This window comes from Streptomyces sp. MA5143a (genome assembly GCF_900290235.1).
In the GTDB taxonomy this organism is placed as follows: Bacteria; Actinomycetota; Actinomycetes; order Streptomycetales; family Streptomycetaceae; genus Streptomyces.
Genome location: NZ_OLMK01000047.1, coordinates 110070 through 130258, shown reverse-complemented (window position 1 = coordinate 130258; position 20189 = coordinate 110070). Strand labels below are relative to the sequence as shown.

At 73.7% G+C, this 20189-nt stretch carries 14 protein-coding genes; 5 read left to right on the top strand and 9 right to left on the bottom strand.

Translation table 11 applies throughout. The features are described 5' to 3' along the window. Window positions 1-422 precede the first annotated feature (422 nt). Window positions 423-662, top strand: a complete 240-nt coding sequence (locus SMA5143A_RS42610) for a hypothetical protein (RefSeq protein ID WP_146193927.1) — start codon at window positions 423-425, stop codon at window positions 660-662. Between the two features lie 2042 nt (window positions 663-2704). Here SMA5143A_RS42610 and SMA5143A_RS43090 read toward each other — a convergent pair. From SMA5143A_RS43090 to SMA5143A_RS22410, 4 genes are all read right to left on the bottom strand, one after another. Further along, window positions 2705-2863 (bottom strand): DUF6760 family protein, encoded by a 159-nt coding sequence (locus tag SMA5143A_RS43090; RefSeq protein ID WP_099970623.1) that lies wholly within the window; start codon window positions 2861-2863, stop codon window positions 2705-2707. After that, a complete protein-coding gene (locus SMA5143A_RS22420) occupies window positions 2860-3414 on the bottom strand; it encodes a hypothetical protein (RefSeq protein ID WP_107464663.1) in 555 nt (184 codons plus the stop codon). The genes SMA5143A_RS43090 and SMA5143A_RS22420 overlap by 4 nt, the downstream gene beginning before the upstream one ends. Next, entirely contained in the window at window positions 3414-3857 is a 444-nt protein-coding gene (locus SMA5143A_RS22415; protein WP_055522741.1) for a phage tail protein, read from the bottom strand. The genes SMA5143A_RS22420 and SMA5143A_RS22415 overlap by 1 nt, the downstream gene beginning before the upstream one ends. Before the next feature lie 69 nt (window positions 3858-3926). Continuing rightward, on the bottom strand, window positions 3927-5498 hold the full coding sequence (locus SMA5143A_RS22410; RefSeq protein WP_107464662.1) for a phage tail sheath family protein: 1572 nt from the start codon (window positions 5496-5498) through the stop codon (window positions 3927-3929). Between the two features lie 254 nt (window positions 5499-5752). Between SMA5143A_RS22410 and SMA5143A_RS44025 the strand changes: the two genes are divergently transcribed. The 3 genes from SMA5143A_RS44025 (at window position 5753) to SMA5143A_RS22395 (ending at window position 10370) form a co-directional block, all read left to right on the top strand. Next, window positions 5753-7453, top strand: a complete 1701-nt coding sequence (locus SMA5143A_RS44025) for an eCIS core domain-containing protein (RefSeq protein ID WP_107464661.1) — start codon at window positions 5753-5755, stop codon at window positions 7451-7453. A gap of 84 nt (window positions 7454-7537) precedes the next feature. Next, on the top strand, window positions 7538-8788 hold the full coding sequence (locus SMA5143A_RS22400; RefSeq protein ID WP_107464660.1) for a hypothetical protein: 1251 nt from the start codon (window positions 7538-7540) through the stop codon (window positions 8786-8788). Window positions 8789-8927: 139 nt separating this feature from the next. After that, window positions 8928-10370: a hydrolase gene (locus SMA5143A_RS22395; RefSeq protein ID WP_107464686.1), complete on the top strand. Its 1443-nt coding sequence runs from the start codon at window positions 8928-8930 to the stop codon at window positions 10368-10370. A gap of 67 nt (window positions 10371-10437) precedes the next feature. Here SMA5143A_RS22395 and SMA5143A_RS22390 read toward each other — a convergent pair whose 3' ends face one another. The 3 genes from SMA5143A_RS22390 to SMA5143A_RS22380 all read right to left on the bottom strand — a co-directional run bounded on the left by SMA5143A_RS22390 (window position 10438) and on the right by SMA5143A_RS22380 (window position 14007). Further along, on the bottom strand, window positions 10438-12516 hold the full coding sequence (locus SMA5143A_RS22390) for an ATP-binding protein (RefSeq protein WP_107464659.1): 2079 nt from the start codon (window positions 12514-12516) through the stop codon (window positions 10438-10440). Next, window positions 12513-13190, bottom strand: a complete 678-nt coding sequence (locus SMA5143A_RS22385) for a DUF4255 domain-containing protein (RefSeq protein WP_107464658.1) — start codon at window positions 13188-13190, stop codon at window positions 12513-12515. The genes SMA5143A_RS22390 and SMA5143A_RS22385 overlap by 4 nt, the downstream gene beginning before the upstream one ends. Window positions 13191-13332: 142 nt before the next feature. Continuing rightward, a complete protein-coding gene (locus tag SMA5143A_RS22380; RefSeq protein ID WP_258193671.1) occupies window positions 13333-14007 on the bottom strand; it encodes a helix-turn-helix transcriptional regulator in 675 nt (224 codons plus the stop codon). Between the two features lie 446 nt (window positions 14008-14453). Here SMA5143A_RS22380 and SMA5143A_RS22375 point away from each other — a divergent pair, with 446 nt between their 5' ends. Then, window positions 14454-17384 carry a helix-turn-helix transcriptional regulator gene (locus SMA5143A_RS22375; RefSeq protein ID WP_107464657.1) on the top strand — a complete coding sequence of 977 codons (2931 nt, stop codon included), beginning with the start codon at window positions 14454-14456 and terminating at the stop codon, window positions 17382-17384. Window positions 17385-17387: 3 nt separating this feature from the next. Here the strand turns inward: SMA5143A_RS22375 and SMA5143A_RS22370 are convergent, their stop codons facing one another. After that, on the bottom strand, window positions 17388-18755 hold the full coding sequence (locus tag SMA5143A_RS22370) for an L-serine ammonia-lyase (protein ID WP_055716419.1): 1368 nt from the start codon (window positions 18753-18755) through the stop codon (window positions 17388-17390). Window positions 18756-18916: 161 nt separating this feature from the next. Next, window positions 18917-20182 (bottom strand): serine hydroxymethyltransferase, encoded by a 1266-nt coding sequence (gene glyA / locus SMA5143A_RS22365; RefSeq protein WP_107464656.1) that lies wholly within the window; start codon window positions 20180-20182, stop codon window positions 18917-18919. Between the last annotated feature and the right edge of the window lie 7 nt (window positions 20183-20189).

The following is a 20189-nucleotide window of genomic DNA, read 5'->3' as shown; positions in this document are numbered from 1 at the left end:
TCGCGCGTTGGACCGGGGGGTGGAGTTGAGGGGCGGGCGGGGGTGTCGGTGCGGCTGGGGCAGTGGCGGTGCCTGTTGCGGGGGCGGTGGGTGCGGAGACGGCCGGCGCGGGGGACGGAGAGTGCTCGGGGGCCGTGGGGGAGGCGGTGGCGGGTGCGGGTGTTCCCGCGGCGCGACTGGCTGTGGCACCGGCCGCTGTCGTGGTTGCGGGGACGGTGGGCGGGGCAGACGGTGACGTCGCGGTCGGCGTCGCCCCGGGGGGCTGCGGGGTTGCCTGGGTGGCCGGCGACGGCACGTCGACGGAGGTCGGGGCGCCGAGGCCCGTACGCCGGGTCCGACCGGTGGTGCTCCGCTGGAGGGGGCGGGGGGCCGGGAGCGGAGAAGTGCTGGGCGGAGAGGTCTTGCTGCCGGGGGAGGTGGGGGTGGACGCGACGGGGTTCGTCGGCGTGGGCGAGCTCGGGCCGGTGACTCGCGTGGGGGCGCCGGTCGGCTGGGGCGTGGACCTCTGGACGCTCGACTTGGTGCCGTCGGGTCCGGCGGTCATGTCACGGGGGCCTTGCGGTGCGGCGGCGGAGGGGGTGGCCGTTGAGCCGGTGGCCGGGGTGGTCGGCGTGGCGGCGGGGGCGCTGGACGAGGTGCTCGGGGTGACCGCCGACCGCTGAACGCCGCGTGGGGCGTTGGTGGTTGGCGGGATGTGAGGGCGGCGCGGGGCGTCCACCTTGCCGTTCGAGTTGCTCGGTGCTGTCGGTGCTGTCGGTCCCTGCGGGGCGGTCGCGGCCACCGGGCCGGACGAGTCCGTCGGCGCCGGACGGCCGGGGGCGGTCGTCGAAGGCGCGGGGCCGGTTGCCGTTCGAGCAGGCTGAGGCTGCGCGCCGGTGGGTTCGGTCGCCCCACGGTTGCCGGGAGCCGTGCTCCGCCGACTGTCCGGCCGTCCGCCGACGGGGCCCTTCGCCCCGACGCCGGGCCCCTGCACGCCGGTGCCGTCGTTGCCGTCGCCGCCGTCACTGCCGGTCGAGTCGGCGGAGACAGGCGGCGTACCCATCGTGTGGCTCGACGCCCGCTGCACGACGGCCACCTGAGGGCTCGGCTCCGCCGCCTTGGCGTCGCGGTCGCCTCCTTGCGCTGTGTACGGGACGGTCGGGGTCGGCGTACCTGCGCGGGGCCCGTCCGCCAAGCCGCCGTCGGACTGAGGCGCCGCCGGCCCTCGGTCCTCGCCCACGGCCTCGTTCCGCAGCGGCTGCGCACCACTGGGGCCGACCGCTGGGCGAACGGGTTCGCGCGTCGCCCGCTGGACCGTGGCCCCGGTACGGCTGCCCTCAGCGGGCCCGCCAAAGCCGGTCACCGTACGGTCGGAAACAGCGTCCGACGTGCCGACGGGACCGGCATCGGGCTGCCCGCGGAACACGGCAGCCGGGCCGCCAGGGCGGGCCGGCGCCCCGTCGGAACCGAGGGCCGCCCGCTGGACACCGGTACGCCCCGCCGTACCGCCACGGCTCGCTGCGGCGCCGCCGGTTGCCGTCGGACCGGCCGAGACGCCGAAGCCGTCACCCGGAACTCCGGTCATGGAGCCGTTGCCAGGAACAGGACCAGGACCAGCACCAGCACCAAGACCAGGACCAGGACCAGGCGTCACAGCGTTGCGGTTGCCGGATGCGATGTCCGTCATGGGGCCGTGGTCTGGAACATCCACCGTCGAGCCGTCGCCCGCGACGCCCGGTGCGGTGGAGCTGTCCCCCAGCACGCCGACCGTCGTGGAGCCCTCGCCCGCAGCGCCCACGGCAGCGGGGCCACTCGTCGCCCCGTCGGGTCCCGGCCCCTGGCGTCGTACCGCCGGGAGCGCGCGCCGCTGTACGGCGGGCGCTGCGGGGCCCTTCGTCAGCAGAGGCGGCCGAGACGCGTGTGGACGAGCAGCCGGAGTCACCGGGGTCACACGGGGCCCCACAGGCCGGGACGCCCGCACGGAACGCGCGCGCTCCGCACGCTGTACCGACCGCTCCGCACGCCGCACCGCCCGAGCACCGTCGGCCGCCCGCCCGTCCACAGCCGGCCGCCCACCCCCGCTCGGCCCCGCACCCTCGGACGGTCGCTCGGCCCCGGCCGACCGCACCTCACCGGGCGCGTCGCCCATCGGGTCGCCGTGCGTGCCGCCGTACGCGTCGTCGTACACCTCGGCGAGCGCCTCCCCGGCCGTGCCGAAGCCCGGCACCCGGCCCAAGGGCTCCGCGTCGGCCCTCGCCACCGGCAAGGTGAGCGAGGGCAGTTCCAGCCCGGCCGTGGGCCGTGCCGAAACCGTGAGGACGTCCTTGATCAGGCCGCTCGGGGCGTCGGGCAGGACGGCGTGCGAGAGCGACCCGGTGAAGGACGGGTTCTGCCAGGTGGTCAGCCGTCCGCCGAACCCGGCGTCGGCGACCGCCGCGTCGCGCACGGCGGCCCGCTGGATCGGCGCCAACCGCACCCAACCCGCCACCGGGACACCGGAGCCCCCCGCAGGCACCGAGTCACCCAAAGCCCGCGAACCCTCGACAGGCCCTGAACCCTCCACAGGCCCGGATCCCCCGGAATCCACCGAACTCCCGGAACCCGCCGAACTCCTGCCGACGTCGGCCCCGCCCCCCACGGAGCCGCGCCCGGCAGTCCCCTGCCCCCTGTGGCCCCCACCCGCAGGACCCGAACCACCCCTGAGGCGGTCGAAGAAGCCCACCGTTCAGACCTCCGCCCCGCCCCTGGTCACCAGGGACGCGATCTGTTCCGTGAAACGACGGCGGTCGGGGTGTTCGAGGTCCAGGATCTCCTCCAGGCTCCAGTGGAAGTGGTAGGCGACGTACGCGATCTCCTCGTGCAGCCGGTCGGTCGCGTACGTCACGATTCCCCCAGGCGGCTCCCGCCGAGCTCGACCTCGAAGGGCTCGGAGCAGTGCGGGCACTCCACGGCGGCACGGGTGTGGCCCTCCGCGTTGACCTGGCGGTAGAAGTCCTGAAGGAACGCCAGGTCGGAGGCGAACATGTTCTCCACGATCCCGTCGTGCACCATCGGCAGCGTTCCGAGCCGGGTGATGACCCGGCCCAGCAGCACCACCGACAGGTACGCCGGGTTCTCCTGGACGCGGACGTCGCGCAGCGGGATCAGCTCGTCCCGGGCGGTCGCGAGACGCATCACGCCGTCCCGGTGGACCGCCCCGGACTCGTCGACGTAGCCGCGCGGCAGCTCGAAGGGGAACTCCGTCCGCAACTGCTGCCGCACCGCCACCGGCTCCGGCACGGACGCCGGCCCGGAAACGGAGACGGAGGTGGGGGCGAAGCCACCGGGAGACGCCGGGGCGTCCGCCACACCCGCCGACCCCGGGCCCACCGCCGGGCCCGTCCCCGGACCCGCCGCCGGCGCCCCCAGGGCCGTACGTCCTGCCGTGCGCCGCATTACTCGATGACCAGTTCTTCGAAGACGATGGTCACGGTCTCGGTGAGCGCGGACGCCTCGCCGGCCTTCAGGGTGCTCGCGTCGACCTTGCTGCACCAGGCGTTGCGCATGTTGTAGCGCTTCACCGGGTTGTTCTGGAAGTCCATCATGATGATCGACGCGTTCTTGCGGGCCGAGCTCATCTGCCCGGCGATCGAGTCGTTGATCCACTGCGTGAACGAGGCGGACTGCGTCATGCCGCGCACGACGGTGCACTGACCGCTCCGCTGCACACCGGGCAGCAGGTTGACCTCGGGGCGGCCCTGCGCGGAGTTCTGCTGGTAGGTGATGACGTCCTGCTCCAGGGAGAGGCCGCTGACCTCGGCGAGGTACTCGACCATCACCCCGTCGATCTGGAGGCCGAAATTGTGTGAGGTGAGGCTGTCGGCCTGCATGAGACTCATGGGTTCGCTGTCTTTCTGACGGAGTCGCGTGGGAGAAGGAGGGGGCGGGTTGGTGCGGCGGGAGGTCGCCTACTCCTCCAGCTCCCCGTTGCCGCTGGAGAACTGGGCCAGCCGGAAGATCACGAACTCGGCGGGCTTCACCGGGGCGATGCCGATCTCGCAGATGACCCGGCCGAGGTCGACCGACTCCGGCGGGTTGGTCTCCTCGTCGCACTTGACGTAGAACGCCTCCTCGGGCCGCTGCCCGAAGAGGGCGCCGCCGCGCCACTCGTTGACGAGGAACGCCGAGACGTTGCGCCGGATCCGGGCCCACAGGGCGTGGTCGTTCGGCTCGAACACCACCCACTGGGTGCCGATCAGGATCGACTCCTCCAGGTAGTTGAAGTACCGGCGGATGTTCAGGTAGCGCCAGGCCGGGTCGGAGGACATGGTGCGGGCACCCCAGACGCGGATGCCGCGGCCCGGGAAGGCGCGGATGCAGTTGACGCCGACGGGGTTGAGGAGGTCCTGCTCGCCCCGGGTGATCTGGAGTTCGAGGTCCACGGCCCCGCGTACGACCTCGTTGGCGGGCGCCTTGTGCACACCGCGCTCGAAGTCGTTGCGGGCCCACACGCCGGCGACGTGGCCGCTCGGCGGGACCGTGCGGGACTGGCCGGACGCCGGGTCGAAGACCTTGATCCACGGGTAGTAGAGGGCCGCGTACTTGGAGTCGTACCCCGCGGTCTCCTGCCGCCAGACCCTGATCTGCCGGGCGTTGAGGCCGGGCGGCGGGTCGATGACGGCGACCCGGTCGCCCATCAGCTCGCAGTGCGCGATGAGCCCCAGCTGGACCGCCTTGACGGCCTCCAGGTCGATCGCGCCGCGCTGGTAGGCGGCCATCAGGTCGGGCACGGCCACCATGGAGATCTCGTCGACGGCCTCCAGGCCCCCGAAGCCGGTGCGGTCGGCGGAGTCCCCGAGGTACTCGCGGGGGCCGGGGTGCGTCTCGTCCGCGCCGGTCGCGGCGGGCGCCGGGGCGGGGGCCGCCAGCGCCACGGTCTGGTTGTCGGGGCGCACGAGCTGCGCGGCGGGCGCCGCCTCCTGGAGGGAGATGAGCTTGGAGCGCTCCTTGACCTGGGTGACGACGTAGTTCCGGCCGCCCTTCTTGGCCGTCACGTCGAAGGTCTCCACCGCCTTGTCGCCGTCCTTGACGACCAGCCGGAACCGCTCCGCCGGGCCCTCGCCCTCCGGGTCGGTGACCTCGACGCTGAGCGAACCGCCCGCGATGGCGGCCACGGTGAAGGTGCCCAGCCGCTGCGGCTCGCCCGCCGGGAGGGCCGCGGGGGCGGCGGAACCGGTGACGGCGGCCGGGGTGTTGCTCCCGGCCGCCCCACCGTCCGTGCCGCCGACACGGACGACATACGCGGCGCTGCCGCCGTTGTTGAAGAACCCGTACACCGAGTGCGCCAGGTAGTACCCGTCGGTGAACTCACCGAAGGCGGCGACGTACTGAGACCAGTTGGTCACCAGGGTCGGCTCGTTCAGCGGGCCGGTCGGGGCCAGGCCCACGAAGGCCGCCACCGAGGTCCCCACCCCCTCGATGGGGCGCGAGCCGCTGGCCACCTCCTCGACGTAGACGCCGGGCGACAGGTAGGACGGCATGCTCTGCGCTCCTCGGGGTACGAGACAGTTCGTCTGTCACCCTCACGCGCGAAGCGCGTCCCCCGAAACGTCCTCCGGTGCCTGTCCGGGGGCATTCCCGTTGCCCGCAGGGGCACCCCGCCGTGCCTGGGTGACCGTCCGCCCACCCGCTCTGCCCGCGAGGCTGCCCTCGCGGCTCTCCCCCGGCCGGGCGCCCTCCGGTAGCCCTGGGAGCACGTACGTCCGGTACGTACCCAGGCCGTCGAGGGAGCCCCGTGCGCGCGCAGGACAAGGAGACCGACCAGACCCGGGGGCGGGCCGGCGCGGGCCGCACCCCCGCGCCGGGCCCCGCCGCCGGGCTCCTCGCGCTGCAACGGGCGGCCGGGAACGCGGCCGTGGCCCGCGCCGTCGAGGAGCAGCGGCACGAGCACGACGCCCACTGCGGGCACGGCCCGTCGGCGCAGCGTTCATCGGTGCAGCGTTCGACGGTGCACGAGGTACTGCGCTCACCGGGACAGCGGATGGACGAGCCGCTGCTGAACGAGATGCAGGGCCGGTTCGGCGGCCAGGATTTCAGCGACGTACGCCTCCACACCGACGCGGCGGCCCTGGACTCCGCCGCACAGATCGAGGCGCGGGCGTACGCCTCGTACCCGCACGTGGTGTGGGACGGCGGCGACAAGGAGGTCCTCGCCGAGGAGCTGGCCCACATCGGCCAGCAGAAGCGCGGACCCGTGCCCGGCACCGACAACGGCGACGGCCTGATGATCTCCCATCCCGGCGACTGGGCCGAGGTCGAGGCGCGGCACACCGCGCGGGAGGCGATGAGCGGACCGGCACCCGTGCGGCGGTCCGCCGCCGAGGCCGCCCCCGCGCGGCGGGACGGCGGGGACGCGGGCCGGCCGGCCGTGCAGCGGTCGCCGGCCGCCGGCTCCTCCTCCAGGACCAGCGGGGGCCGGGTCACCAAGGCCAAGGGGCGGGCCGGCGCGAAGGGTGCGGCCACCAGCCCGTCCGACGCGGTCAAGCAGGCGCTGATCGCCCTCGGTTGGGAGGCCCACGGCGCGAACCAGAGCCTGACCCTGCACAAGATCGACCGCTCGGGGGCCACCGACGAGCAGAAGGCGGCCGCCGCCGGCACCAGCAAGAAGGGGCAGATGTACATCCCCTCGGAGCAGGGCGTGGCACCCCGCAGCTATGCCGGGGAACGCACCAAGCAGGTGCTGCGCTGGATCTCCACCGTCGTCAACCGGGCCATGCTGCAGAAGAACGAACGCCCCGAGGAGGTCCAGGCGGGCATGGAGGTGACCGAGGCGCCGGACGTGGAGGCCGCGTTCAAGCTGTTCGTCTCCACCAACCGCGTCAAGGTCAACAACGTGCTGCGCGAGGGCGCGGGCACGAAGGCCGCCAAGGAGTACATCGTCGAGCTGCTGGAGACGGTCGTGGGGCAGACCGACCGCGAGACGCGGCACATGAAGAAGCTGAGGAGTCTGCTCGCCAAGGAGGCGGAGTCCACGCCCCCGGAGTTCTGGGAGGTCCTCCAGGCGCTCACCGGGCCGATGACGGTGCCGGTGCCCACCAAGGACGGCAAGCACGCCGAACGCACCATCATCGGCGCCGCCGCGCCGGGCAGCATCTCGGACGACCACATCGCCGGTGTGAAACGCCCCTGCGTCAGCTGCTTCATCGAGCTGTACGCGGGCTCCGACATCCGGCCCGGACCGGCGTGGGTGAGCGGCGCCGCCAACACCGACATCGCGGACTTCAGCGTGGAGAAGGCGGCCCAGCTGGCGAAGCGGATCGACGACACCGTCAGCGGCACGTTCGCCACGCTCCTGCTGCGGTGCGAGGAGCACGACGGGGAGACGACGCAGGTGCCCGTCGGGGCGACCTGGGACTACAACACCGACTCCGACTCACCGGCCAGCTCCAGCGACCGCGAGCCGGACCCCGCCGACCGCATGGACACCAGCGCCTGACCCGCCCGGCCGGCCACTTCTCCGCCCCTTTGCCCCTCCACCTCTCCACCTCTCCGCCTCACCAGCTCTCCAGGGGACAGCCGTATGCGAGCACACCAGGACCACGACACCGGACGGCCGCCGCGGACGCCCTCGCCCCGGCCCCCGCTCACCGCGGCGCCCGCCCCGTCGGTGCTGGCCTTCCAGCAGGCGGCGGGCAACGCGGCCACCGTGAAGGCGCTGCGGCAGGGGGCGGCCGGCCCGGTGGTGCAGCGGGCGGGGAAGGACGGATCGCCGACCCGGCCGTCCTCCCAGGGCTCCGACCGGTCGTCGGGCTCCGGGAGGTCGATGACCCCGGCGGACGCCCGCAAGATCCGGTTCATCCAGGACAAGCAGCAGCTGTGGAGCCGGATCAACGGCATCCGCGCCCTCGCCGAGATGGACTCCTTCAAGCAGGGCGTCACCGCCTTCCTCGCCAACATCGAGCGGGACCTGGAGAAGGCCGACACCGACGAGACGACCCCGATCGACCACGCGGCCATCGGCGCCGTCATCGCCGGGTTCCAGCACCGGACGGTGCAGGGCAACAAGGTCCAGTACTCCTGGTACAAGCAGAACCAGACCAAGGAGGGCTTCTTCGACATCCTGGACCGGCACGCCGACGCGTCGGCGCAGCGCGGCCAGCTCTGGTCGAAGATGGGCTCGGCGCAGGCCACCGAGGACGTCAGCGTGGGCCGCGGCACGGTCCTGGAGGCGTCCATCCAGGGCCGGATCTTCGACGGTCTGCTCTTCGGCCTGCCGAGCTGGAGCGCGTCACCGGCCCTGGGCGAACTGTGGCGGCTCCTGTCGCAGACGTACGTGGAGGGCCTGAAGGGCTGGGTGACCGCCCATGTCCTCGACGGCACCACCCAGAAGAGCGTGCTCACCACGATCGAGTGGCCCCGGCTCAAGGGGCAGATCGCGGCCAACCAGGTCGACGGTCTCGACATCATCGTGTACCGCGCGGTGCCCGGTCCGGGCGGCTCCGACCATGTCCTCGTCCCCGTCGACTCCTTCCCGGTGCGCACCCAGGACGAGTTCGACGCCGTGCCCAAGGCTCCCGTCGACGGCACCGACCAGGCCGCCCGCGAGGAGTGGGAGCGGACACAGCGCCAGGTCGACCTGGAACAGCGCAAGGCGCTGGTCCGGGTCTACTCGCGCGACGACGAGATCGAGCGGATGAACCACTACGTCACGCAGGTGCTCGGCAGGAAGCACGGCCCGGGGCTCGTCTTCCGCACGTCCACGACCCCCCGCAACACGCCCGCGGGCACGTTCGCGCCGTCCCCGACCGGCTCCGGCCCCGGCTCCCCGTGACGGCTCTCGGTGACGGCTCCCCGTGACGGCTCTCCGTGCCCCAGGACGGCCAAAGGGGCACCGCCCGGCGCCCGTTGGGGAACGAACCGTGCCCAGGAGCCACCTGACCGGCGGGATCACCATGGCTAGCGTCGAGGTGGTGAGCCTGTGGACTTCCCTCGAACCCCCGTCCGCGACTGTGGACCCGGGTGCCAGCACGACCGTGCGGCTGAAGCTGCGCAACACCGGCGATGTCGTCGACGAGTACCGATTCGAACCGGTGGGTGACATCGCGCCGTGGGTGACGGTGGAGCCGCAGTCGCTCCGCCTGTATCCGGGGACGACCGGGACGGTGGAGCTGTCGTTCGCCCCGCCGCGGACGTCGGACGCGACGGCGGGGCCGAACCCGTACGCGGTGCGGATCACGCCGACGGAGCATCCGGAGGCGACGACGGTTCCCGAGGGGAACCTCACCATCACCCCGTTCACGGAGGTCCGCGCGGAGCTGGTGCCGCCGACCGTGAAGGGCCGCCTGCGGGGCCGCCCGAGACTGGCGGTCGACAACCTGGGCAACACCAAGGTCACCGCCTCGGTCAGTGGCAGCGACACGGGTGATCAGCTGTCGTACGACATCCACCCGAGCAACGTGCAGATCGAGCCCGGCCGGGCCGCGTTCGTGAAGGCGACGCTGAAGCCGCGGCAGATCATCTGGTTCGGGTCGAAGGAGGAACGGCCCTACACCTTCGCCGTCAAGCGCTCCGGGGCGGTGCCCCTGGACGTCGAGGGCACGTACGTGCAGCGCGGCTTCCTGCCGGGCTGGCTGGCGACCTTCCTCGGTCTCCTCCTCGCGCTGGCGATCACCTTCGTCATGCTGTGGATCACCCACAAGCCGCAGGTCCGCAGCACCGCCACCGAGAAGCTCGACAAGGCCGCCGTCAGCACCGTGCCCCCCAGCCCGCAGGCACCTCCCTCGCCCGCGCCACCGCCCACCTCCAGCGCTCCCGCCGCGCCCCCGCAGACCGCCGAGCCGGAGAACGCGGGCGGTGGCGGCGGCGGCAACGGCGGCGGCTCGGGCGGCGGGTCCGAGGAGAAGAAGAAGGCCCCGAAGCCGACCGCCGCCACCGCGGTCCGCAAGCTCGCCGCGACCGATCCGGGCGGCAAGCACATCTGCTACCGGGCCTTCGTGGCGGGCAAGGGCTGGACGGCACCGGAGTGCGACGGCGACATGGCCGGCACGGTGGGCCAGAACCGGCCCCTCACGGCCCTGAACATCGCGGTGTTCGGTGTGGGCGGCACCGCCAGCGCCGCCTTCGTCCACAACCCGCAGTCGACGGACGGCCAGGGCCACTACGTCGAACCGTGGTCCGGCGCGCCCGACGGCAGCGACAACTACGTCGGCGACAGCAAGGAGGACGCCCCCGCCCTGCTGGGCTTCACCCTCAACGTCGACGACGGCGGCGGTACGGTCTGCCAGGCCGTCCACCAGCGCAACGAGGGCTGGGCCGGCATGGCCTGCGACAAGCCGGACGAGGGAGACCGCTGGACCTTCGGCGGCACCCTCCGCAACGACATCTGGGTGGAAGCCGTCCGCTTCACCGTGTGAGACGCCGCCGGCCGTTCGGGGGCGGGGCCGGACCCCGCCCCCGAACGGCAGCCCGGCCGAACGGCGGCTACCAGCCGCCCTCGCCCGGCACCAGCCGGCCGGCCTTGCGGTACTCGCGCTCCGCGCCCTCCCGCAGGTCGGCCGAGGTGACCCGGTCGCCGCGCCCCGCCGCCGCGTAGGCGGCGGTGACCACCGCGCTGCGGATGGAACCGCCGGCCAGCTCGAAGTCACGGGCCACCCCGCCCGGGTCGGTGTCGTCGGCGCACGGCACCGACGCGAGGCTGTGCCGCCACAGGGCCAGCCGCTGCCCGGCGTCCGGGAACGGGAAGTCCACCACCATGTCCAGCCGCCGGGTGAACGCCTCGTCGATGTTGGCCCGCAGGTTGGTGGTGAGCAGCGCGATGCCGTCGAACGCCTCCAGCCGCTGCAACAGATAGGCGCTCTCCATGTTGGCGTACTTGTCGTGGGAGTCCTTGACCTCGGAGCGCTTGCCGAACACGGCGTCCGCCTCGTCGAAGAGCAGCACGGCGTCGGTGCGGTCGGCCTCCGAGAAGATCCGTTCCAGGTTCTTCTCGGTCTCACCCACGAACTTGTCGACCACCGAGGACAGCTGGACGACATAGAGGTCCAGACCGAGATCCGCGGCGACGACCTCCGCCGACAGCGTCTTGCCGGTGCCGGACTCGCCCGCGAAGAGCCCCAGCACGCCATGGCCCCGGCCGCCGCCCGCGCTGAGCCGCCAGTCCCCGAGCACCCGGTCGCGATGCCGGGCCCGCAGCGCGAACTCCCGTAGCTGGGCGAGGGGCTTGTCCGGCAGGACGAGGTCGCCCCAGCCGACGTCGGGGCGGATCCGGCGGGCGTGCCGTTCCAGACCGGACGCCGACTGCTGCCGGGCCGCGCGCCGCAGATGGGCGGCGGTCACCTCCGTACCGTCGAACGCGGCGAGGTCCAGGGCCGCACGGGCCGCCCGCTCGATCCGGTCCCCGCCGAGCCGGTACGGGGCCACGGCCCTGGCCAGGTCGAACCCGGGCCCCTCCGCGCCCGTGCCGAGCGCGGCCGACCAGGCGTCCGCGGCGGCCGCGTACGGACGGGGCGCGTCGAGGACCAGCGGGTCGACATCGGCCCACTGCGGGTCGTACGGCCGGGGATCGACACACACCACGGCTGGGTGACGGTGCCGCAAGTCGCGCCCGCCTGCCGGGATCAGCGCGCGCAACAGCGGGCCCGGCCGCTCGGGCAGGGGCGACACGACGATCGCGCGTCCGCTCAGCCGGGCCTCGCGCAGCAGCCGGGGGAGGAGGCCGGACCAGGGGTCGCCGTCCTGGGCGGGCTCCGGCGCAGGGGTGAGATGCAGGGCCTCCAGGCCCGCCGCGCGCAGGGCGGCCGCCGCGCACACCAGCCCGTCCCCCTCACGGTGCTCCCGCAGATGGACGGCGAGCGGACCGGCGGCCAGCCGGGCGGCCAGCTTGGCGGTGAACGCGCCACCGGGCACGAGCGACTCCGCGGGCGACGTCAACGGCCGGACATGAGCGGCGAGCGCGGCGTCCGGGGTGTCGTCGCCGAGCAGATGCGCGACGAGCCGGTCGGGCACGGCCAACGCCCGGCTGAGGAAAGGGCGTTCGGGCTCCTCGACGGTCAGCAGGCCGAGCGCGCCGAGCGGCGCCGACGGGTGGAACCGGGCCCGCCCCTCGGCACGGTGCACCGGCACCCCGCACAGATCGAGGGCGAGCCCCACGCTCGCCCGGCGCCGACTGACGTCGTCGTTCAGATACCCGTACAGCTGCTCGAAGGAACGGTCCACGTCCGGGGCGAGCGCGATGAGCAGGACGGCGGTGTCCAGGTCGGTGAGCCCGAGTCGCCCGGCCAGCCGCGCGAACCGGTCCTCCGGCCCCTCGTACACCGCCCCCGGCCCCTCCGGGTCCGGCGGCACCGGGACCAGCAGATGCCGTACGGCCTCCTCGGAGAGGTAGAGCCCGCGCAGCGGATCGCCGGCGGTCGGGTCGACGGCGGCCCGCCGGTCCACCAGCCGTGACACCCGCTCACGGAGCCGGCCCAGCCGCACCAGGAGGGGATCGTCGGCGACGCCCGGCCGCGGCGCGGCGGGGAGCGTCGCTCCGTCGGGTTCCACGGGGGCGTGCGTGCTCACTCGGCCCGCTCCACCGGGGCCACGGGGCCGCTGCCCGTCGCGGGGGCCGGCGCCAGGTGCCGCGGCCGGTGCCGTCGCTCGGGCGAGTCGGACGCCGTACCGTCCATGGTGCGGACGCGGACCGCCGCGCCCTCCGTGACCGGGGGACCGGCGTCGTACTCGGGGAAGGCCGGGAAGGGCGCCGTGACCACGAGGTCGAGGGACGGCTTCAGCTCGCCGCCCAGCGCGGACCAGATCTCCGCGAGGGAACGGGACTCGGTGTGCAGCCCCGCCACCGTGAGGGGCACCGACAGCCCCAGCGCGCCCAGCGCGCCCGGCAGTTCGTCCGGCGGCAGCAACTCGCGCGGCAGCAGCGTCGCCAGCACCGCGGAGAGCAGCCGGTGTTCGTCCTGCGGCTGCTTCGTCCAGGCGGTGACCAGGTACGACAGCCGGAACCAGCGGGGCGGCTGACGGCGCCGCACCACGATGTCACGCTCGTCCCGGACGGGCATGTGGCCCCGCTGCCGACGGGAGACGTCCTCGCGGATGTCGTACAGATAGGTGTTGATGGTGGGCGCGTTGCGCCGGGCCGCCCAGTCGCGCGTCGGTGCCTCGAAGGAGACCTCGATACCGGACCCGGCCAGGGCGCCGCCCCCGATCAGCCCCTTGAGGACCTCGTCCACCTCGTGGATCACCGTCGTGCTCCCGTGCCGTCCGCCCCGTCGTCTGTCCGTCCGCCGATCGTGCCCCGAGCGGTGCCCGTCCCCGCAGGCACGCCGGGGACGACCCGGGGGCAGAACACGCTGCCCGGCGGGTCCGATGCGACTGCCTGTTCGATCAGAGGTAGCCTTCCCGGAGGGCATACGCCACGGCATGCGCCCGGTTGCGCAGATGCAGTCGGGTGGTCAGACCATGCATCACGTTCTTGACGGTGCGTTCGGAGTAGGAGAGTTTGCTCGCGATCTCACCGGTGTCCAACCCCTCGGCGACGAGCCGCAGCACGTCGATCTCCCGCGGCACGAGGCCCGACACGGGCGCGCCCGGCCGGCCGGTCACCGAACGCTGCAACGAGCCGACCTGGTTGATCAGCCGCCCCAGCAGATCGGCGGGCAGATCGCCGTCACCGCGCGAGGCCGCGAGCACCGCCTGCGACAGCCGGTGCGCGGTCGCCTCGTGGCGCCACACCACCGCGCCGACCCCGCACTCGATGACGTCGAGCAGTTCCGTCTCCCGGATCGCGCTCACCACCAGCACCGCCCGCGCGCCGTCGCTGCGCACCAGTTTGCGGAGCGCCGCCAGCAGCGTCTCGTCCGGTGTCTCACCGATCAGGACGGCCACGGTGCCGGGCCTCGGCTCACCGCCCTCGACCAGGTCGATCACCGGGTGCCCGCCCAACTGGCTGAGCACCCCCGCCCGGGAGAGCGGATCCGGAGTGTGGACCACGACCGGGATCCGGCGCCGCGCCACGGTCGTGGCCGTCTCCGTCTCCGGCGTCCGTAATGAGCTGGGCAACCGATTCTCCTGTGTACGCGTGGGGGGAGGCTCCGCCGACCGGACCGTCGGCCGGGCTGCCTGCCGGTGTGCCCGCCGGATCACCGTGCGGGCCGCGGACCGGGCCGGCCGGAGGAGCCGGATGCACCGCGGGGGCCCAGGTGACCGATGGGCTCGAACCACACTTCTGTGTGCCGACCGCCGTGCGCAATCGTGGAGCACCACGAGATCGACCACGAGATCGGCCACGACACCTCCACGGCGGCCCCCTTCACCACCGTCCCCCGCACCGCCGACCCCCGCCCGTGACCCCGCCCGCTCCGCGTACCCGTACCCGACCCCGACCGGTGCCGTACGACACGGCCGGCCGGAACCGGCGCACCGAGTCCGACCGGAATCGGTGCACCACGGCGGGCGTCGGCCCGTCTACCGAACGGAAGACGACACTTCCACGACAGGAGGCAGTGATGTGCGCACCGGACCGGCTCCTCGAACGCCGTGACACCCTGGAGCTGCTGGCTGCCGAGGCCGCCCGCGCCCGCACGGGATCCGGCCGCCTGATCGTGCTCAGAGGGGCCACCGGCACCGGCCGCACCGCGCTCCTGGAGGCCGCTGCACAGCAGGCGGCGGCACAGGGCATGCGGGTCCTGCGGGCCCGCTGCTCGCCGGAGCACACCGCCATCCCGCTCGACACCGTCTACCAACTCCTCGCCCACGCACCCGAGTTCGACGCCGTCGCGGGCGAGGCACCGGACCCGCCCGGCACCCCGCCGCACCGGGGCAGGTCCGCCCGGCTGTGGCGGCTGCTCCGCTCCTACGCCGACGAGACCCCGCTGCTGATCACCGTCGACGACGCGCACCTCGCCGACGCCGCGTCCCGGCGCTGGCTCGTCGAGGCCGTCCGCTGGATCGACCGCTTACCCGTGCTGCTCGTGGTGACCGAACGCAGCCAGTACGACATCGACCCACCGGCCGACGGCCTGGCGCACGCCCTCTCCTCCGCCCTCGTCCACACCCGCACCCTGGCCCCGCTGAGCCCCGAATCGGCCGCGGAGCTGATCCGTTCGGTGCGGGCCGGTGACACCACGCCGGAGTGGGTCGCCGACTGCGTACGGGCGGGCGCCGGCAACCCCCTGCTGCTGAGCGCCCTCCTCGACGATCTCCAGTCCACCGACCAGGACACCCTCCCCGACACCTGCGCCGCCCTGTACCCCGGCTCGTACGCCGCCGCCGTCTCCTGGTGGCTGGACAGCGCCGGGCCCGCCACCACCGAGGTCGCCCGCGCGCTCGCCGCGCTGGACGAGGACGGCCCCGGCACGGCCGACGCCGACCTGCTCGCCCGGACGGCGGGCGCCGACCCCGACCGCGTACCGGGCTGGCTCACCGCCATGACCCGCCTCGGCCTGCTCCGCCCGGACCCCGGGGGCCGGCCCCGCTACGCCCATCCGCTGCTGCGGGACGCGGTGCTCGGCGGCTGGACCAGCGCCGCACGGCAACGCGCCCACCGCCGGGCGGCCGAGGCGATGCTGCGCCGCGGCGACCACGCCGAGGCCGTCGCCGGGCAACTGCTGCGGGCCGGTCCCGTCGGCGACACCTGGGCGACGGCCGCCCTGCTCGACGCCGCCGACCTGGCCGCCCGCGACGACCGCAGCGACGACGCCCTCGCCTATCTGCGTCGCGCCCTCGACGAGCCGATACCGCCCGCCCGCCGCGCCGCCGTCCTCACCGAACTGGGCTCCCTGGAGTACGCGACCGTACGCTCCACGGCCGGGATACCGCGCCTCGCGGAGGCGATGCGGCTGCCCGGCCCGCCCCGCGACCGGGTGCGCGCGGCGGTCGCCCTCGGCACGGCGCTGGCCCGCCGCGGCGAGGCCCGCGCCGCGATCGACGTCCTGCGCGGACTGCGCGACGAACACCTGACGGGCCACCCCGACCTGGCCCGCACCGCGCAGACCGCGTCCGCGCTGCTGTCCGACCACGACCAGGGCGTACGGCAGGAGGTGTACCGCTGGCTGCGCGAGACCGCCGAACGGTCACCCGACCTCGTCGGCACGGCCGGGCAGGCCCTCCTGGTGCGCTACGAGTCGACGGCGGGCCTCACCTCGGCGGAGTCGGCCATGGACCGCGTCCGTGCCCTGCTCGCGCAGCCCGCCGACCCGCTGGAGGAGGCGTTCCTGCCGGGCACGGCGGCGGCCGTCGCCCAGTGGGCCGACCAGCTCGACGAGGCCGAACGCCTCGTCCGGCGCGGCCTCGCCGGCCAGCGCACGTCCCTGCTCCACCCCATGCACACGGCCCTGCTGAACGTACGGATCGACCTGGCCGCCGCGCGCGGCGCCTACGACGAGGTTCTCGCCGACCCGGAGGTGCGCCGCCCCGACGGCACCCCGCCGACCTCGGCCAACGCCGTCGCGAACGCCGTCGTCGCCCTCGTCGAGACCGGCCGCACGCAGGAGGCGGCCCGCCTCGCGGACGGCTTCGACCTCCAGAACGCCCCCGACAGCTGGGAGTTGAACCGCTTCCTCTACGCCCGGGGCGTCCTGCACACGGCGCTCGGCGACCCGGCCGCCGCGCTCGACGACTTCCTGGAGTGCGGCCGCCGCCAGTCGGCACGGGACGTGGTGAGCCCCGTCGTCACCCCCTGGCGGACCGCCGCCGCCGAATGCCAACTGGCCCTCGGCCGCCCCCGCGAGGCCCTCGCCCTCGCCGAGGAGGACCTCTGCCTGGCCCGCGTGTGGAACACCCCCCGCGTCCTCGGCCGCGCCCTGCGCACCCTGGCCACCGCCACGGGCGGCCGCCGCGGCCTCCACCTGGCCGACCGCGCCGTCCGCATCCTCCGCCAGGACGCACACACGGCCCCGCGTACGGAGGCGGAACCCCACGGCGGAACGACGGGCGAGGCCCTGTCCGCCGCCGGAGAACCACCGCGCGGCACGTCCGGCCGGACGCCGGACGACATCGCCGCATACCGGGAGGGCGCGGACAGGGGAACGCCGGGCGCGGCCGAGACGGAACTGATCGCGGCGTTGACCGCGCAGGGGCGGCTGCTCACGGCGGCGGGGGAGCGGGCGCGGGCCCGCGACGCCCTCCGGGAGGCGGCCGCCCGCGCCGAACGACTGGGCGCGGTCCGCGCCCGGGCCGCGGCGGAGGAGGCCCTGCGCGAGGGCGGCGCCCGCCGTACGACGACGGCCCTGACCGGCCCCGACGCGCTGACCGCCGGGGAACGCCGCATCGCGGAACTCGCCGCGCAGAGCCGCACGAACACGGAGATAGCGGAGCTCCTCCACCTGGCCCGCCGCACGGTGGAAACCCACCTGACGAGCACCTACCGCAAACTCGGCATCCGCCGCAGAGCGGAACTGAACGCAGCGCTCACCCCACCCCGCGAAGGTGACCGGTAGGCGTCAGCACTCGATGATGTTCACCGCCAGCCCGCCCCGCGCCGTCTCCTTGTACTTGACGCTCATGTCGGCGCCCGTGTCCTTCATCGTCTTGATGACCTTGTCGAGGGACACCTTGTGGGTGCCGTCGCCGCGCATGGCCATACGGGCGGCGGTCACGGCCTTCACCGCGGCCATGCCGTTGCGTTCGATGCAGGGGATCTGGACGAGGCCGCCGACCGGGTCGCAGGTCAGGCCGAGGTTGTGCTCCATGCCGATCTCGGCCGCGTTCTCGACCTGCTCGGGGCTGCCCCCGAGGACCTCCGCGAGCGCGCCCGCCGCCATCGAGCAGGCCGAGCCGACCTCGCCCTGGCAGCCGACCTCCGCGCCCGAGATGGACGCGTTCTCCTTGAAGAGCATGCCGATGGCCCCGGCGGCCAGCAGGAAGCGGACGACGCCGTCCTCGTCGGCGCCGGGGACGAAGTTGATGTAGTAGTGCAGGACCGCCGGGATGATGCCCGCCGCGCCGTTCGTCGGGGCCGTCACCACACGGCCGCCGGCGGCGTTCTCCTCGTTCACGGCCATGGCGTACAGCGTGATCCACTCCATGGAGCGGGCCAACGGGTCGCCCTCGGCGCGGAGTTGACGGGCGGAGACGGCGGCACGGCGGCGTACCCGCAGTCCGCCGGGGAGGATGCCCTCGCGGGACATGCCGCGCGCGACGCACGTCTGCATCACCCGCCAGATCTCCAGCAGCCCCTCGCGGATCTCCTCCTCCGTGCGCCAGGCCCGCTCGTTCTCCAGCATCAGCGCGGAGATCGACAGCCCCGTCTCCTTCGTCAGGCGCAGCAGCTCGTCGCCCGTGCGGAAGGGGTACTTGAGTGCCGTGTCGTCCAGCTTGATGCGGTCCGCGCCGACCGCCTCCTCGTCCACGACGAAGCCGCCGCCGACCGAGTAGTACGTCTTCGAGAGCAGTTCCGCGCCCGACGCGTCGTACGCCCACACCGTCATGCCGTTGGCGTGGTACGGCAGCGTCTTGCGGCGGTGGAGGACCAGGTCCTTGTCGAAGTCGAAGGGGATCTCGTGGTCGTCGAGCAGCCGGATCCGGCCCGACTCCTTGATGGACTCCACGCGGTCGTCGGCCGACTCCACGTCCACCGTGCGCGGCGAGGCGCCCTCCAGGCCCAGCAGGACCGCCTTGGGGGTGCCGTGACCGTGCCCGGTCGCGCCCAGGGAGCCGTACAGCTCGACCCGTATGGAGGCGGTCGCGGTCAGCAGCCGCTCCTTGTTCAGCCGGCGCGCGAACATCCGGGCGGCCCGCATCGGGCCGACCGTGTGGGAGCTGGACGGGCCGATGCCGATCGAGAACAGGTCGAAGACCGAGATGGCCACGGTGACTCCTCAGAACGGGGGTTGTGCGAGGGGACGGGGTACCGCGCTCACTGCCCGGTGTGCGCGGGTACCCCGGAGGAACGGCACGGTGTGCCGGTGAAGCCGGGGTCACTTCCGGGAGCGGCGGCCGGAGATCGGACGACCCCCGCCGCCGCTCGGGGTCACTTGCCCAGGGTGGGGTAGAGCGGGTGCTTGGCGGTGAGGGCCTTGACCCGTGCCTTGAGGGCCTCGGTGTCGTAGGTCGGCTTGAGGGTCTCGGCGATGATGTCGGCGACCTCGGTGAAGTCGGCGGCGGTGAAGCCGCGGGTGGCGAGGGCGGGGGTGCCGATGCGCAGGCCGGAGGTGACCATCGGCGGACGGGGGTCGTCGGGGACGGCGTTGCGGTTGACGGTGATGCCGACCTCGTGGAGGCGGTCCTCGGCCTGTTGTCCGTCGAGGTCGGAGTCGCGCAGGTCGACCAGGATGAGGTGGACGTCGGTGCCGCCGGACAGGACGTTGACGCCGGCTTCGCGGGCGTCGGGCGCGGTGAGGCGCTCGGCGAGGATCTTGGCGCCTTCGACGGTGCGGCGCTGGCGGTCCTTGAACTCCTCGCCGGCGGCGACCTTGAAGGAGACGGCCTTGGCGGCGATGACGTGCTCCAGGGGTCCGCCCTGGAAGCCGGGGAAGACGGAGGAGTTCAGCTTCTTGGCGAAGGCCTGCTTGGCGAGGATGATGCCGCCGCGGGGGCCGCCGAGGGTCTTGTGGGTGGTGGAGGTGACCACGTCCGCGTGCTCGACGGGGTTGGGGTGCAGGCCCGCGGCGACGAGACCGGCGAAGTGCGCCATGTCCACCCACAGGTACGCCTCCACCTCGTCGGCGATCCGGCGGAAGGCGGCGAAGTCCAGCTGGCGGGGGTAGGCCGACCAACCGGCGATGATCACCTTGGGGCGGTGCTCCTTGGCGAGGCGTTCGACCTCGTCCATGTCGACCAGGCCGGTGGCCGTGTCGACGTGGTACGCGACCACATTGAACTGCTTGCCGGAGAAGTTCAGGCGCATGCCGTGGGTGAGGTGGCCGCCGTGGGCGAGGTCCAGGCCGAGGATGGTGTCGCCGGGCTGGGCGAGGGCGAAGAGGGCGGCCTGGTTGGCGGAGGCGCCGGAGTGGGGCTGGACGTTGGCGTATTCGGCGCCGAAGAGGGCCTTGACGCGGTCGATGGCGATCTGTTCGGTGACGTCGACGTGTTCGCAGCCGCCGTAGTAGCGGCGGCCGGGGTAGCCCTCGGCGTACTTGTTGGTGAGGACCGAGCCCTGGGCCTCGATGACGGCGAGCGGAGCGAAGTTCTCCGAGGCGATCATCTCCAGGGTGGACTGCTGGCGGTGCAGCTCGGCGTCGACCGCGGCCGCGACCTCCGGGTCCAGCTCGTGCAGGGGCGTGTTCAGAAGCGACATGGTGCTA

Coding starts and splice junctions, on each gene's coding strand:
- SMA5143A_RS22375 (WP_107464657.1), top strand. CDS start 14,454: ATGTGCGCACCGGACCGGCTCCTCGAACGCCGTGACACCCTGGAGCTG.
- SMA5143A_RS22420 (WP_107464663.1), bottom strand. CDS start 3,414: ATGCGGCGCACGGCAGGACGTACGGCCCTGGGGGCGCCGGCGGCGGGT.
- glyA (WP_107464656.1), bottom strand. CDS start 20,182: ATGTCGCTTCTGAACACGCCCCTGCACGAGCTGGACCCGGAGGTCGCG.
- SMA5143A_RS22400 (WP_107464660.1), top strand. CDS start 7,538: ATGCGAGCACACCAGGACCACGACACCGGACGGCCGCCGCGGACGCCC.
- SMA5143A_RS22410 (WP_107464662.1), bottom strand. CDS start 5,498: ATGCCGTCCTACCTGTCGCCCGGCGTCTACGTCGAGGAGGTGGCCAGC.
- SMA5143A_RS22415 (WP_055522741.1), bottom strand. CDS start 3,857: ATGAGTCTCATGCAGGCCGACAGCCTCACCTCACACAATTTCGGCCTC.